Source organism: Muribaculum sp. (genome assembly GCF_029051885.1).
Lineage (GTDB): Bacteria > Bacteroidota > Bacteroidia > Bacteroidales > Muribaculaceae > Muribaculum.
Window position 1 is genome coordinate 1 of record NZ_JAIDKI010000154.1, and the last position, 14,815, is coordinate 14,815.

Annotated in this window: 9 protein-coding genes; all 9 read right to left on the reverse strand. The window is 53.5% G+C overall.

Annotated features, from left to right (window positions below):
- Positions 1 to 51 precede the first annotated feature (51 nt).
- The 9 genes from K2I50_RS06530 to K2I50_RS06570 all read right to left on the reverse strand — a co-directional run bounded on the left by K2I50_RS06530 (position 52) and on the right by K2I50_RS06570 (position 14,742).
- Positions 52 to 1,071: a FecR family protein gene (locus tag K2I50_RS06530; protein WP_301025419.1), complete on the reverse strand. Its 1,020-nt coding sequence runs from the start codon at positions 1,069 to 1,071 to the stop codon at positions 52 to 54.
- Positions 1,072 to 1,083: 12 nt separating this feature from the next.
- A complete protein-coding gene (locus tag K2I50_RS06535; protein WP_301025421.1) occupies positions 1,084 to 1,437 on the reverse strand; it encodes a BACON domain-containing protein in 354 nt (117 codons plus the stop codon).
- Positions 1,438 to 1,606: 169 nt separating this feature from the next.
- Entirely contained in the window at positions 1,607 to 2,158 is a 552-nt protein-coding gene (locus tag K2I50_RS06540; protein ID WP_301025422.1) for an RNA polymerase sigma-70 factor, read from the reverse strand.
- 223 nt (positions 2,159 to 2,381) lie between these two features.
- The gene (locus tag K2I50_RS06545) at positions 2,382 to 5,411 is read right to left on the reverse strand and encodes an endo-beta-N-acetylglucosaminidase (protein WP_301025424.1); all 3,030 of its coding nucleotides are present in this window, start codon (positions 5,409 to 5,411) and stop codon (positions 2,382 to 2,384) included.
- 121 nt (positions 5,412 to 5,532) lie between these two features.
- A complete protein-coding gene (locus K2I50_RS06550; protein ID WP_301025425.1) occupies positions 5,533 to 7,311 on the reverse strand; it encodes a SusD/RagB family nutrient-binding outer membrane lipoprotein in 1,779 nt (592 codons plus the stop codon).
- A 28-nt stretch (positions 7,312 to 7,339) separates the two neighbouring features.
- Positions 7,340 to 10,558, reverse strand: coding sequence for a SusC/RagA family TonB-linked outer membrane protein (locus K2I50_RS06555; RefSeq protein ID WP_301025427.1), 3,219 nt, complete (start codon positions 10,556 to 10,558; stop codon positions 7,340 to 7,342).
- Positions 10,559 to 11,002: 444 nt separating this feature from the next.
- A complete protein-coding gene (locus K2I50_RS06560; protein ID WP_526022960.1) occupies positions 11,003 to 12,487 on the reverse strand; it encodes a sulfatase-like hydrolase/transferase in 1,485 nt (494 codons plus the stop codon).
- Positions 12,488 to 12,617: 130 nt separating this feature from the next.
- Positions 12,618 to 13,844 carry an anaerobic sulfatase-maturation protein gene (locus tag K2I50_RS06565; RefSeq protein ID WP_301025431.1) on the reverse strand — a complete coding sequence of 409 codons (1,227 nt, stop codon included), beginning with the start codon at positions 13,842 to 13,844 and terminating at the stop codon, positions 12,618 to 12,620.
- Between the two features lie 100 nt (positions 13,845 to 13,944).
- The gene (locus K2I50_RS06570) at positions 13,945 to 14,742 is read right to left on the reverse strand and encodes a glycerophosphodiester phosphodiesterase family protein (protein ID WP_301025432.1); all 798 of its coding nucleotides are present in this window, start codon (positions 14,740 to 14,742) and stop codon (positions 13,945 to 13,947) included.
- Positions 14,743 to 14,815: the final 73 nt, after the last annotated feature.

Consider the following 14,815-nt stretch of genomic DNA (forward strand, 5'->3'; position numbering starts at 1 on the left):
TGGGCTCGGAGATGTGTATTAGAGACTGAGGGAGGCTGTGCCGGCGCCGTGCTATGAGTTGCGGAGGGCGTGGCGCATGGTCACGTTGCTGCCGTTGGTCTCGAAGTCGACCGAGAGGAGCATCTCAAGCAGTGATGCCGTCTCCCGGAATGTCTCGTCGCCGATAGTGAGCGACAAGCGCTTTTCGAGATTTATGCCCGGGCCTACCTCGATGCTTACGGCGTAGCGGCGCTCGATGTTGGTGATGATGTCGGCCAGGCGGCGGTTGTCGAATGTGAGTTTGCGTGCCATCCATCCGCAGTAGTTTTCGCTCTCGGTCTGTGCCACTGATATGTCGGAGAGTCCGCGCATGCGTGTGACAATCTGGTCGGGTGTCATGTTGAGGGCCATGTCGTCGCCTATGCCCGACACGCTTACGCTGCCGCGCCTGAGAGCTACCTGCACCGGGGCGAAGGGATAGTTGATGGCGTCGAATGCGGTGCCTGTGACCTCGACCATCAGGCTGTCGAGCGCAACTGTAAACGGACGGTCCTCGTCGTGGGCCACATCGAAGTATGCCTCTCCTTCGAGCGTCACCTTGCGTGCAGAGCGGTTGAAGTCGCTGCTGTAGCTAAGTCGGCTGTCGGAGTTGAGCCACACCTCAGTGCCGTCGGGCAGGATGTAATGGCCTTTTGACTCGGGAGAGGATACCAGGATGGTTGTGGCAAGCGGAGTGTTTCCGCCGGCCTCACCGAGCAATGCGGGGGCAAACCATCCGGCCGCAAACACAGCCGCCACGGAAGCGGCAGCCGCCAGCGGACGGTATATCCTGCGAAGGAATCCTTTGCCGTGGGTCTGACTGTCGCTCAGAGGGTCCACCTCGTGGAGCAGACGGCGCAGCCCTTCGGCCGACGGCGCATCGGCCGTGGCGGGCGTCTTGGCCCACATCTCAAGCATGGCCCGGCGCAGCACCGGGTCGTTTTCATGGCCGAGCATCCAGCGGGTGAACTTGTGGCGCAGCTCTTCGGGCAAATCCGGACGGCAGAACACGCCTTCGAGTATGCGCCGGCAATCAGACATCTGTAGTGGCATGGTTATTAGCGCTTAGTTGGCTTTCTGGTTGAGTGTATAGGTGACGGTGTAGGAGCCGCCGGAGAAGAGCACCTTGCAGCTGCGCGGGGTGTTGTCGGGGTTGGCCTCGTAGGAGAGCACCACTTCATGGATGCCTTTCTCGGCGCCTGCCGATGGTGTGGCCTTCACCCAGTCGGCCTGGGGTACGGCGGTCCAGCTGCGGTTGGTGATTATTGTGACTCCGATTTGGCCCTCGGTGGCGTCGACAGTGCTCTCGGTGGTGTAGAGGTGCATGCTGTCGGGACCCGGAGCGGGATCGTCTTCGCTGCATGCCGTCATTGCGGCGATGCAAAGCAGGGACAGTAGCCCTTTGGTCAGCGTTTTCATTGTAGATAGGGTTATTTATACAGTTGGAAAAGTACGTGGTATGTTATGGGCGACAGCATGGCGCTGTCACATATGTAGGACGCACAGTCCGAGGGCTTACCCTAAGGTGTTTTTCGAAAATTTTTAATTTTTTTGGTTAAGTAAGCCGTAAAAATTATTACGTGATATGTCAGAGTAGCAGATTGATATGGCGCGATATCTTGCGCAGGCGGGCGAGCGCCTGACTCATGTGGTACTCGACTGTCTTGCGGCTTATGCCGAGGGCGCCGGCTATCTCGTCGTAGGTGAGATGGTCAAAGCGGTTCATGGTAAATATGCGGCGACGCTGTTCGGGCATTGAGTCGATGGTGAGTTGCACGAGCTCAAGCAGGTCGGTTGTGGTGATTTTTTCCTCGGTTTCGGAGGAGGCCTCCTCCGAGCTGTATATGGCCGCGGCCATATATGTCTCCGCTATGCGCCGGTGGCGGAATATGGAGAATATGGCGTTGCGGGTCATTCTGAATAGATAGGCTTTCAGCGACTCGATGTCGGAGATTTCGCCACGCTGCTGCCACAGGCTTACGAATACGTCGTGGGTCACGTCGTCGGCGTCGCCTTCATCTTGCAGAAATCCCATGGCGAAGTGTCGCACTCGAGCCGAATATCTGACATACAGCATCCCGAGCGCGTCGGTATCGCCGCGCTGCATCAGAGTGAGCAGTCTGGAGTCGCTGATATCCATGGAATGAGACGTGAAGGTCGGGCAGGGTGGAATACACCCGTTTATTATGACGCCCGAGCAAGGGGTATACCCTAAATGGGAATGTGAATTTTTTTGTCTGCGGCTTTTCGGGGTTATGGTGCATAATGACAGCGGGCGGCTCCGTAAGGAACCGCCCGCTTTGGGAAGTCCGACATCAATCCTTCGCGGACTAATGTCGGATGTAGTAGTTAAACCGTTATTATTATTTTACAATCTTGGCTGAGCGTGCAACCTGACCGTTCTGCATCTTCACAACGTAAACGCCGGAAGCGAGACCGCTGAGGTCGACAGAAGTTGCATTGTTTACGAACTCAACGCAACGGCCGTTCATGTCGTAGAACCAAGCCTTGTCAACATTGGTGAAGTAAGCTACACCACCGATAACCTTAACGGTAGACATAGTAGCGTCGTCGCCGATGTTTTCGATAGCAGAGCCACTGCCACCGCCGAGGCCTTCGGGTTCGTCAGCTTCGCCCTGATCCTGGAGATCCTTGTAAGTCTGAGCAGGCTTACGGTCATCGTTTGTACCCTGGATTTCAACGGGGAAGTCGATAGAATAGCCCTTAACTGTACCACCTGTAGGACCGGGGTGAGGAGTCCAGGCGTCAGAGCCTACGATACGGAGGCGAGATTCGCCGATGTGAGCGTCTTCGGGAACAGTGAATTCGATGGTCAGACCCGGATCTACGATTTCTGCAGTACCGGCATTCATCTTACCGAACTGACCGAGTACTTCGTCAGCGTCGAGGAATGAGTAGTTTCCATCGTAATCAAGATAGGGATAGATGAAGTCATACTTGAGGCAAGAACCGTCAGTTGAGGCATAGCCCTTGAACTGCATCTTAATCTTCTGGCCCTGGTTTACGATGAGCTTGTGGTCAGCAGCAAAGTAGTACTGGTCGGTAGAAACACCGAGGAGGGGGTTCTGAGTTACAACGTAGTTGAGGTCCTGGGTAGCACCTTCGGTAATAACTTTCTCAACCCAAATCTTGGCTACGCAGTCGTCAGCGTTGGGAGCGTTACCGATTGACGACATCCAGCTGCGTCCGTAGGGATCTTCTACCTGGGGTTCGGGGAGCTCGCCTGCAGAGTGGGGTACTTCAACCCACTGTACGGGAGAGAACGACTTGAGGTCGACAGAGACAGCACGTACGCCTACGAAAGCGTTGGTGGTCTGAGTCATGGGGATGTTACCTACGTAGGTAGCCCACTGAGAAGTACGGCCGATTTCCTTCACGCGGCCATTCTGACCCTCCTTGTAGAGGATTTCGAAGTGGTCAATGTTGATCTCGTCGTTGTATACCATACCGAACTTGTCGATAGAGGTGGTGTAACCCTCAAAAGCAGGCTCCCAGTTGAGCTTAACAGAGAGCGACTTGGTAGTCTCTTCCTTAACCTCTACGATGAGAGAGTTGTCCTTGAGAGGAGCGGGAGCTACGGTGAAGTCGTCGGAGATGTTGAGCTTGCCAACGAGCATCTTGTAGCCTTCGGCGGCAGAGTTGACGCGGAGACCGATGTACTCGATTACATCACCCTTGGCGATACCGGATACATTGAGGCTCTTTGTTTCCCAGGTTGTGCCTGCGAGTTCGCCTGCGGGAACTTCAATCCAGTTGTCGGCACCCTCTTTCTTGAGGATAACGGCGAGGTTGGTAGCACCTGCGGCACCCTTGAGTGCGAGGTTAACCTTAACGTTGCCGGCAGAAGCCTTGAGGGCTGTGCGGTAGAGCACGATGTCGTTGCCGGCAGTTGTAGCGCCTGAGAGACGGATACAAGAACCACCTACATAAGCGTCTTCGTGGGTGAAGCGCACGTCGATATCTTTGGCGTATGTCTTCATGTCGTCCTTAGCGGTAACGAGCCAGCGGTAGGTGGGCACGATGTCCTGCATAGACATGTTGTACCAAGAACCGTTGGTTACCTTACCATTGTAGAAGTAGCTTTCACCGTTACCGAGGTTGAAGTGAGTCTCGAAGGGGAGGTTGCCACCTACAGCGGTACGTTCGGGGAACATAGAAGCGAAACCGGGAGAAGCGTTGAGCTGCTCGTCGACTTTGGAAGCATCAGCTACCTGGAAGCTACCCCATGAGTTGGAGATTGCGGGACGTTCCAGCGGGTTGCGGTTTGCACCGGAGAAAGCCTTCTCGAGGAGGAGCTGATAGTTCTCCTGGATATTTGTGGGGCTTGATCCTACGCGGAACTGGAAGAAGCGGCTCTGGTCATGCTCACCCCAGATACAGATGTTCATTGCCTTGGCAGTCTCTGTATTCATCTCTTTCCAGTAGTCGTTGGCGAGACCAACGAGCCAGTGGCCCTGATATACATCCTCAGTGCTCAGACCGGCCTTTTCGATGGCATTAAGCGAGCTTGATACATAACGGTAAGCGAGCTTGTTGCCTGAGTAGTTGAGCATACAGTCGAAAATCTTACCCTTTTCAGCATCTCCATATATATAGCCGATATTTGAATCGGTAACGTTGGGCTGCTGTGTGTACTGGCCGATACCGAAACCTTCGATGTTGAGTTCCTTGGCGATTTTGTTAACTTCAGCATGGAAGTTTACCCAATCTGTATCACGCCAGGTAGAGCCTTCAGAGTTGTAGTTGTAACCGTCGCAACCGAAGAAAGCGGCAGCGTTAACGAATGCACGGGCATACTTGTAGGTGCCGTCGTCATTCTTGGTAGAGATGAATTTGAGGAATGCTCCTTCAGAGCCATCGTCGTTCCATCCTTCGAAGAACTTGATACCACCATAGATGCGGGTACCGTTCTTGTGGGCGGCGTCAACCCAAGCACCGGGAGCCTGGAGGAAGCCGTAGTTCCAAGAACCGAAGATTGAGGTATAGTTCCACATTGAGAACACGTCCTGGTCGAACTGGGTCGAGGGGTAGCCTGCGAGTCCCTTGCCGTAGCCGGCGGGGAGGTTACACCAGAGACGACGGTCGTGGTTGATATCGCTTACTACATCCTTAGAGACATCCTTGTAGGTAGCGCGCTGACGAGAGTGCGAACGAACGAATTCGAGGTCGAAAGTCAGACCGATAGCTTCGAACTCAGCCTTTGTCGGGTAGTTGCGGCCTTCGTCCCATGCTTTAGAGAAAAGCTCGAGCACCTGCTCATTCGCCCAGGGAGCCTGGTCGAAGATAGTCTCCGAAGATTCTTGAGCCATAAGAGGGCTTGCGAATACCAACGGAGTCAGAAATACCGGACTCAGAAGAAAAGATCTTTTCATGTTGGTTTAATGATTTAGTTAAAATAGATTGGTTTAAGATTTAAGATATGTTGTTCACCGCCCCTTGCGGAGGTAACCCCCACAGGGGCGGTGAATTTATCTTCAGGTTAATCTGGGATTATCAGAAGTTTGGTTCATTCTTGTCCCAGAATACGCGGGTAGCCTGCAGGTCGGGTCCGCCGATAGCCTGGATACCGCTTGTGGCGATGTCGTCTTTACCGGCCTGGAGGTCGCCGTGGGGGAGAGGCATACGGCGGATTATGTCACCGTCGGAGAGGGAGCCGTCGCCAAGGTTGGGATTGAGCACGGGGAAAATCTTGGGATATCCTGTGCGGCGTATGTCGGTCCATGCCTCGTAGCTGTAGGGGAAGATGGCGATATACTTCTGGGTGATGATTTTCTCGAGCTTGGTCTCGTTGTCGTCGGAGTCGTTCCACTTCACGCCAATCTTTGTCACGCTCTCGATGTCGTTGTTGTGGTCCATCGGATCGACAAAAGTGTAGGGTACGGCTTTATCGACTTGCATGTAGTCGTCAAGATATGACTCGTAGTTGCCTGTAGGCATGTCGAAACGGTCGCCACAGTCGGCATTTCTTATGCCACGCTCGTAGAAAGACTGTGCGGTTCCGCCCATGCTCCAGCCGCGGAGTGCACCCTCGGCACGGAGGAAGTCGACTTCGGCCCACTTCATAGCGTAGATAGGCATCCATTCGAAGTCATCTCCCTCAAACTGAGAGTATGCCACACGCTCATTTGCATAGTATGCCTGTCCGCTCTTCATACGTATACCGGCTCTCAGACCGTAGATTCCGGAGTTTGCGGGTGTAACAGAGCCGTCGGCTGTATTGATGAGGTCTTCGGTGTTTTTGCCAATCATGTAGTTGATATAAGGATGCTGCAGTGAGGTGAGCATACTTACGAACGATGCATTCACACGGACGTCATTCCAACCCGACATAATCTGTTTGAGCGGGTGTGCGCTCATGAAGCCGGTAATTGAGTTCATGCCGACTTCCTGAGCCTTTGATTCAACAACTCCCGATGCTACAGCTTCTTCAGCCAGTCTCTGGGCTTCAGCCTTGTCGACTTTTACAAGGTGCATTGCCATACGGAGTTTGAGAGAGTTGGCAAAACGTTTCCAGGTTTCAATCTGCTTATCCTGCGTCAGCTCGTCTGACTCGAAGAGTATCTTGTTGATTTCAGCACGATACCAGTCGGGACGGTTGGGGAAGTTGTCGAATACGGCTACGATATCATCGATGTTCTTGAGGATGGAGGTATAGATGGTGTAACCGTCGTTGAAGGTAAAGGGGTTTGTCTCCTTGTTGCCCTTATGGTCCTGGAATGCAATAGAACCGTAGATGTCGGTACATTCCTGAGCCACATAGTCGAAGAGGAGGAGAGCGATAGCCTTGATTTCGACCATTTCATTGGTAAGGTCGTTGTTGAGGAGGTTGCCGAGATTGTTCTTCATCGAGAGGAATCGTCCGTGAGGACCCTCGCAGAAGTCGCGCTTGTAGCTGTAGGTGGTGGGGAAACTTCCGCCCCAGTCCTGGTCGCAGGTTGTGTATCCTGCGTAGGCGTCGGTGGTGAGGCTATATACATACTGCCACTGGTGGGAGGCCGGCTTCTCGCCGTCCTTACCGCCCATGAGATAGTACTCGGCGGTAAGAAGCATGTTGAGATCGTTTTTAAGTTCTTTTTTGATTTCCTTGAACCTTTCTTCAGATACGACATCCTTGATTTCAAGGTTGTCGGCATCGCCGTGGAGTGGCTCGGGACGCAGGGTTACGTCGGTCTCTTTATTAAACTCGTCGGACGGGGTATCGAAATCCATACATGCGGAGAACGTTACCAGTGGGAGTGCCGCGAGTGCGTATTTTAATATATTCAGTTTCATTTGTTATAATAATCTGTGTGGGTGGAGATTAGAACTCGAGTTTGAGGTTGAAGCCGTAGGAGCGGGCAGAGGGCATGTTGAAGATGTCAAACGCGCCGAGACCGTTCTTGGTAGAGAGGGCGATATCGGGATCGGAGGGGCAATCCTTGTAGATGAAGAAGAGGTTGCGACCTACAGCCGATACAGTGAGGCCCTTGATGGCACCCTTGAAGAGGTTGCGGAGGGTATAGCTTACCGAAACCTCGCCGAGGCGGAAGTTGGTGGCGTCGTATACATACTCAGATGCAATCTGCTGGCCGCCTACAGTGTTGTAGTAGTCCTCGATGGGAACGAGAGTTCCGTGGGCATACATACCGGGCTTGCGGGTCTGTCCGTCGGCCGATACCCATGTGAGCTTCTCGGGGTTGGCCTCGTAGGCGAGACGAGCGTCGGCAGTGCGCTTTGAGATACCGGCCTGGTCGAGGTAGGCTTCGGTGAGGGAGATGAACTTACCGCCGATACGGCCTGAGATAAGGAAGTAGAGCGAGAGGTCTTTCCAGCGAACGGTGTTTGACCAGCCGAGGTTCCACTTGGAGTTCATGTTGCCGAGGTATACGTAGGATGTGCCTTTGACGGGTGTACCGGCCTGGGGGTCGATGTAGATCGAGCCGTCGGCGTTGCGGCGGAAGTCGAGAGCGTAGATGTCGCCGTAGGAACCACCTTCTTCATAGCGTACGGCGATAGAGCCGTTGGCGATGAGCTGCTCCATCTTTGAGGGGTTGCCCTGCTCGTCCTTGAAGGTCTTTTCAATCTTGTTGTCGTTGTAGGCAACGTTGAATCCTGTCTTCCACATCCAGTCGCGACCGGCGAGGATGTTGTAGGAGATAGAGGTCTCGATACCCTGGTTGCGGATTGAACCGGTGTTGACGGGCTTGGCCTTACCGCCTGTGGTAGCTGCAATGAAGTAGCTGTTGGTAAGGTTGGTGTTGTAGTAGGTGAGGTCCCAGTTGAGGTTGCTGTTGAAGAGCGAGATGTCGAAACCGGCCTCAAATGATTTGGACTTTTCGGGGAGGGGGTTGTCGAAGTAGCCGTAGGTAGTGGTAGCGACTGCGCCGGTGGCGAGGTTGGCCGAACCCTTGGCGAACACTTCGTTGGGGATAGAGTTACCTACCTCAGAGTAAGAGGCGCGGAGCTTGAGGTGGGTGATTACCTCGGGGAGTGTGAGATAGCGGTGAACGAGGGTGTTGGCGCCGAGTGACCAGTAGCCGTAGTGGTCGGAAGTGCCACGGTCGGCAAACTGCTTGAACGCGCGGTACCAGTCGATACGGTAGCTGCCTTCGAGGTAAACCATGTCCTTCCAGCCTACCTGACCGGTGAAGAACCAGCCCTTATCCCAGTTGGATGATTTGCTGTAGCTTGCGCCATTGCCGCCCGACCAGCGTGCGGTGGGGTCGAAGTAGTTGACGAGAGTAGGCATTCCGCGCATCTGGAGAGGCTCGAAGTATGTGGCCTGTGTCCAGATTTTCTGAGTGGTACCCTTTACGGTGTGGCCTACCCAACCGGTAGATGCCGATACGGAGAGGGCCTCGGCAAATGTCTTGTTGTAGCTTGCCATTACGTCGACATACCAGTCGTTGCTTGAATAGATGTCCTGGCCGTAGATACCGAAGTCTTCCATCTGGGCTACGTTCTGTGTGGTGGCGTAGCGGTTGCTTTCGCCCTGGAACTTGGAGCGGTCGATATTGAGACGAGCCTGTACCATCAGACCGTCGATAATCTGGTAGCTTACTACTGCCGAACCGTAGACGCGCTCTTCAGTCTGCTGGCCGCGGTTCATGCCTGTGAGCCAGTAGGGGTTGTTGTTGCCGGCCATCGGGTAGGCCCAGATCTGCTGGGGACCTTCGAGCATTGTACGGCCGATTACAGTCTTTCCTGAATTGTCGAGATAAGAGATGTCGTTAGACTCCCACTGTCCGTTCCAGTTGACATAGTTGTTCTTGTAGTAGTCCATGTCGATGTTGCCGGGCACACGGTAGAGGTCGTAGAGGGGGTTCATCACGGTGCCGCCGCCGGGACGGTTCTTGTTTTTGGCGGATACGTAGTTGATAGAAACGTCAATCTTCAGCTTGTTGTTGATGAGATTGTAGTTCTGGCGGAATGAGAAAGTGTTACGGTTGTAGGAGTTGTTGGGCATCATACCCTGGGAGTTGGAGTTGGCATACGAGAAGTATGAGCGAACTTTCTCTGTACCTCCGGAGATTGATACCGAGTTGTTCCAGGTGGTGCCGGTGCGGAAGAAGTCGTTGACGTGGTCAGACGAAGAATTGCGCAGTTTTGCGTTGGCATATGCGAGCTCGGCTTCGGTGTATGTGCCGATTCTCTTGCCCCATGCTCCGAGCGGCATGTTGATAGCCTCGCCGGTAGCGGGGTTTACATTGATTTTCGAGCCGTATACGTTCTGGAGCTCGGGAGTAGAGAGGGGCTTGTCGAAGGTTACGTTGGAGTTTACAGTGATGCTGATAGATCCTTCCTTACCTTTCTTGGTGGTAATCATGAGCACACCGTTGGCAGCAGCGGAGCCGTAGAGTGCGGCAGCGTTGGCGCCCTTGAGCACGTTGATGCTCTCGATGTCGTCGGGGTTGATGAGCGAGAGGGCGTCGCCACCTTCGGAAGAGCCTGAGTAGCCAAGACCGCTACCGCTGTCCCAGTTGGACTCGGCCGACTTGCCTACCTGGTTGGTCATAGGTATACCGTCGACAACGATAAGCGGGCTGTTGTTACCCATTACCGATTTGTTACCGCGGAGAAGAATCTTGGAAGTACCACCGGCACCACCGGCGCTCTGAGTGATGGTGACACCGGATACCTTACCGTTGAGGGCGTTGGCGAAGTTTGCGTCCTGTACTTTCATAAGGTCGTCGCCTTTGATTTCCTGGGTGGCATAGGTGAGTGAAGATTCTTTACGCTTGATACCGAGGGCGGTCACAACCACCTCGTCGAGCATCTTGCTGTCCTCCTTGAGGACTACGTGGAGTGGCTGGTCGTTTTCAACTTTAATCTCAGTTGAGGCATAGCCGATGTAGCTGAACACGAGAGTGTTTCCTTTAGCGGCCTTGATAGAGAAGTTACCGTCGAAGTCTGTGGCAGTACCGTTGGATGTGCCTTTGACCATTACACTGACGCCAATCAGCGGTTCGTCAGTGCCATCTAAGACTGTTCCTGTCACGGTCATGGGATTTTGTGCCCAGCCGATAAGCGGAAGCAGCATTAACGCAGAAATTAGCAGACGTGTTATCATGCAAGTTAAATTGTGATATGGATTAATATTAGAATTTTATGGCAAAATTACTTAAGGTGATCAGGGATTTAAAAGGCTAACTTTTTCCGAAGGTGTAGTAAGGAGTTAAATACTAACTTTCCGAGTGTCGGTGTCAGGACTTAATAGCAAACTTTTCCAATGGTATGGTCAGATTTTAATCACATGTGAATGCAAATATAATATTTAATTATTAACAGAATTTCACCCATTTAATTTTATTAAAGATAATTAACCTTTAAGGATAATAAAGTTAATTTTTGTGTACGAAACCGATTGCTTTTATGCCCGCGCTACGAGAAGGAGATAAAAATCCCCGGAGCGACGGTTGTCATAACCATCACTCCGGGGGGGGAATGTAGTGCAGGCCGCAGATGCGGCTATATGTGTGTGTCGTTACTTCTGGCCGATGTTGTTGACAATCTTGCCTTCGGTCTGTGCGGCGAGACGCTTCTTGAGGTCCTCGAGCACTTCGGGATATTTGTCGGCTACGTTGGTGAGCTGGGCGGGGTCGTCGATGAGATTGAACAGGGCGTATTCTTTCAGGTTGCCGAGCTCGTTGCCGGTGACGTTGCGGGCTTTGCCTTTGTAGGGGGGTATCATTACCCAGGGGCCGGTGCGGAATGCTACCTTGCTCTTGGCTTCGATTACGAGGTCTTTGCGGTTGGATGCGCCTTTGCCCATGAATGCGTCGAGTGTCTCTATTCCGTCGAGTCCGGCGGGGACTTTACCGCCTACCATCCTGGCGAGCGAGGGGAGGAGGTCCATCTGGCATACGAATTCGTCGGAGTTGAGCGGGGCGATATGTCCTTTCCAGTAGACGAACAGGGGTATGTGTGTGCCGCCGTCGAAGAGGCTGTACTTGCCGCCACGGCGTCCGCCCGTGGGGCTGTGGTCGCCGACTTTCTTGACAGCCTCGTCGAAGTATCCGTCCTGGAGCACGGGTCCGTTGTCGCTTGAGAAGATAATCATGGTGTTGTCGAGTATGCCCTCTTTCTCGAGGTGGTCGATAAGCTGACCGACACACCAGTCGGCCTCGACGATTGCATCGCCGCGGGGTCCCATGGTTGTGGCGCCGGCAAAGCGTTCGTGGGGAGCGCGCGGCACGTGGGGTTCATGAAGTCCGTAGTAGAGGAAGAACGGTGCGTCGGCATGTGCGGTGATATAGTCCTTGACCTTTCCTACGAAGTAGTCGGCCATATCCTCGTCGCGCCAGCGTGCGGCATGGCCGCCTTTCATGAAGCCTATGCGAGGTATGCCGTTGACGATTGAGTTGTTGTGTCCGTGATGCCACTTCATGCGCAGCATTTCGGGGTTGTCGATGGCGTTGGGCTCTCCGGGGAAGTTTTTCTCGTAGTCGACCTCGATGGGGTCGTTTTTGTCGAGGCCCACCACGTCGCCGTTTTCAATATATACGGTAGGCACACGGTCGTTGGTTGCGGCAATCAGACATGAATAGTCAAATCCGATTTCGTTTGCTCCGGGTTTTACGGTCTCGTTCCAGTTGATTTTTCCCTTGCCCATGCCGAGGTGCCATTTTCCGATGGCTCCGGTGGCATATCCTGCCTGACGCATCATTTTGGGTAGTGTGAACTCATCCTCGCGGATAATCAGAGGTGCGTCGCCCGGGAGAATCTTGGCATCGGGGTTTTTCCAGGGGTACATGCCGGTCATAAGTGCGTAGCGGCTTGGAGTGGATGTGGCCGATGTGGCGTAGGCGTTGTTGAAGCATACGCCTCCGCGAGCGAGACGGTCGATGTTGGGTGTGCTGATAGTCTTTGAGCCATAGGCGCTTACGTCGCCGAAGCCGAGGTCGTCGGCAAGCACAACGATTACGTTGGGCTTGGACTGGGCGGCCATCCAGGCTGCGCCGGCCAGCATGGCCGATACGAAGCAGGAGAATTTTCGCATTGTTTTCAGGATTGGTTTTTGGTTAGAGAATCGTATAGATATATTATATATGACTATTCAGAACGCCGATATGCTAAGAGAATGTTTAATAATATTAATGTCAGAATCGCACATTCATCACGTTGGATGGTGGCCGCTGGTTGTCGAGCTCGTTTTTCATGAAGTCCATGTAGGGTGCGACATGCTCGAAGAATCTGTGGTAGCCTTCGCAGAGATAATTGAGTCCAGGCTCGCCGTCGGCGGTTACGGCAAATCGGTTTTTGGGGCATTCGCCGTTGCAGGCGAACAGATATTTGCACCGGCGGCACTGGCCGGGTAGACGGTCGTATTTGTCGGTGCCGAATTTCTGCTGGCGCTCGCTGTACATCATCTCGACGAGTGTCTTTTCGCGGATGTTGCCGAGCTTGTATTCGGGAAATACAAAGTGGTCGCAGGCGTATACGTCGCCGTTGAATTCCATCACGCCGGCATGGCCGCAGGTGCGCGCCATGGTGCATACACCCGGCTGTACGCCGACCCAGTTGGCAAGCGTGGAGTCGAACAGCTGGATGAAGTATTGGCCGACATCGTTTTTGACCCATTCGTCGAAGATGGTACACAGAAATTCGCCCCACTGCTCGGGCGATACCGAGAAGTCGGCCAGGGGTGCTTCGGGAGCATCCATCGGCGATGCCAGGGAGCGGCCGTCGGTGTGGGGTATGATGCGCTCGACAATGGGGGTGAACTGTATGTAGCGGCACTCGATTTCCTTGAAGAAGTGGTAGAAGTCGAGCGGATAGTCGGCGTTGAAGTCGTTGACCACGGCCAGGGCATTCCATTCGACACCATGTTTTTTCAGCAGGTTGATACCGCGCATCACCTTGTGGAACGATGGCGCTCCGATGTTGTTGCGGCGGTACTCGTCGTGAAATTCCTGCGGGCCGTCGACCGAGACGCCTACAAGCCAGTTGTTGTCCTTGAAGAAGCGGCACCACTCGTCGGTAAGCAGTGTGCCGTTGGTCTGGATGGAGTTGTCGATTACCAGTCCGCCGCCATATTTTCTCTGTAGCTCGATTACCTTTTTATAGAATGACAGAGGCCTCATGAGGGTCTCGCCGCCGTGCCAGCTGAATAGAATCTGCGGCATAGACTGCGACTCGATATACATCTTTATGAATCGCTCGAGCATGTCGTCGGACATGATATGCCTGCGGTCGGCCGATGCGTCTTTGTAGAGATTTTTCTTCTCGAGGTAGTAGCAGTATTTGCAGGCAAGGTTGCATGCCGATCCGGCAGGCTTGGTCATGATGTAAAGAGGACGGGCAAAGGGGGTCAGGACTTGTTCCATACGGTGGGGCGGATGTTAGAAGGGTGTAGGTATATCTGAGAGAAGAGCGTGTTTAACGGATTAAACACGCTCTTCTCCTATAACGTAGCGTCGTAGGGGTTTATTTCTTCTTTTTCTTGGAAGTCTTGGTGGTTTTGTTGCTGTCGGCAAGCATCTTCTGTACTCTTTCCGGATAGTTGGTGGTGATGTAGTCGACGCCGTGGTCGATGAAGAACTGTATGTCCTCAGGCTCGTCGACAGTCCATACGTTGACTTTCAGTCCGAGTTTCTGGGCTTCCTTGATCCATTCGGGATGCTCGCGCAGAGCCTTTATCGAGTAGTCCATGCCGGCGAGGCCGAGCTTCTTGATTTTTTTCGGAGCGAGGTCGCCGTCGAGATAGTAGATAGGCACTCCTACGGGGAGCAGTTTCTTGAATGCCATGCAGGCGTTGATGGAGAATGCTATGATGTCGGTGCGTTTGAGCAGATTATACTTCTTCAGCGCGTCGACAATCTTTGCGGCCATCTCGTCTTCGCGCGAGGGGTCCATGAGCGACTTCATCTCGAGTACCACACGGGTCTTGGGATGGTTGGAGCATTCGGCGAGGTATTCGTCGAGGGTGGGCACGGTCTCACCGTTGTCGAGGCGTATCTGCTGCACCTTGGCATAGGAGTCTTTTTCGAAATGTGCTCCCTTGAATTTGCGGTCGTGGTTTACGACAAGCTGTCCGTCGGCCAACATCCATACGTCAAACTCAGAGCCGTATACTCCTACCGAGTCGGCTTTTACAAGCGATCTGATTGAATTCTGCGCCGAGCCGGGAGCAGTCCAGTAGCCACGGTGGGCTACAACTTCCTGGGCTGATACCGCTCCGGCGAAGAGTGCTAGAGCTGCGCTGATTATTGCAATGCGTTTCATTTAGAGATGATATTGTATTTAGTGTGAGTGTATATTATTATGATGCGCGAAAGGCTCGATGTACTAAACCGGA

Bases quoted from the DNA above. Each gene is read 5' to 3' on its own strand.
- K2I50_RS06570 (WP_301025432.1), bottom strand. From the start codon at position 14,742: ATGAAACGCATTGCAATAATCAGCGCAGCTCTAGCACTCTTCGCCGGA.
- K2I50_RS06530 (WP_301025419.1), bottom strand. From the start codon at position 1,071: ATGCCACTACAGATGTCTGATTGCCGGCGCATACTCGAAGGCGTGTTC.
- K2I50_RS06560 (WP_526022960.1), bottom strand. From the start codon at position 12,487: ATGCTGGCCGGCGCAGCCTGGATGGCCGCCCAGTCCAAGCCCAACGTA.
- K2I50_RS06535 (WP_301025421.1), bottom strand. From the start codon at position 1,437: ATGAAAACGCTGACCAAAGGGCTACTGTCCCTGCTTTGCATCGCCGCA.
- K2I50_RS06550 (WP_301025425.1), bottom strand. From the start codon at position 7,311: ATGAAACTGAATATATTAAAATACGCACTCGCGGCACTCCCACTGGTA.
- K2I50_RS06555 (WP_301025427.1), bottom strand. From the start codon at position 10,558: ATGCTGCTTCCGCTTATCGGCTGGGCACAAAATCCCATGACCGTGACA.
- K2I50_RS06565 (WP_301025431.1), bottom strand. From the start codon at position 13,844: ATGGAACAAGTCCTGACCCCCTTTGCCCGTCCTCTTTACATCATGACC.
- K2I50_RS06545 (WP_301025424.1), bottom strand. From the start codon at position 5,411: ATGAAAAGATCTTTTCTTCTGAGTCCGGTATTTCTGACTCCGTTGGTA.
- K2I50_RS06540 (WP_301025422.1), bottom strand. From the start codon at position 2,158: ATGGATATCAGCGACTCCAGACTGCTCACTCTGATGCAGCGCGGCGAT.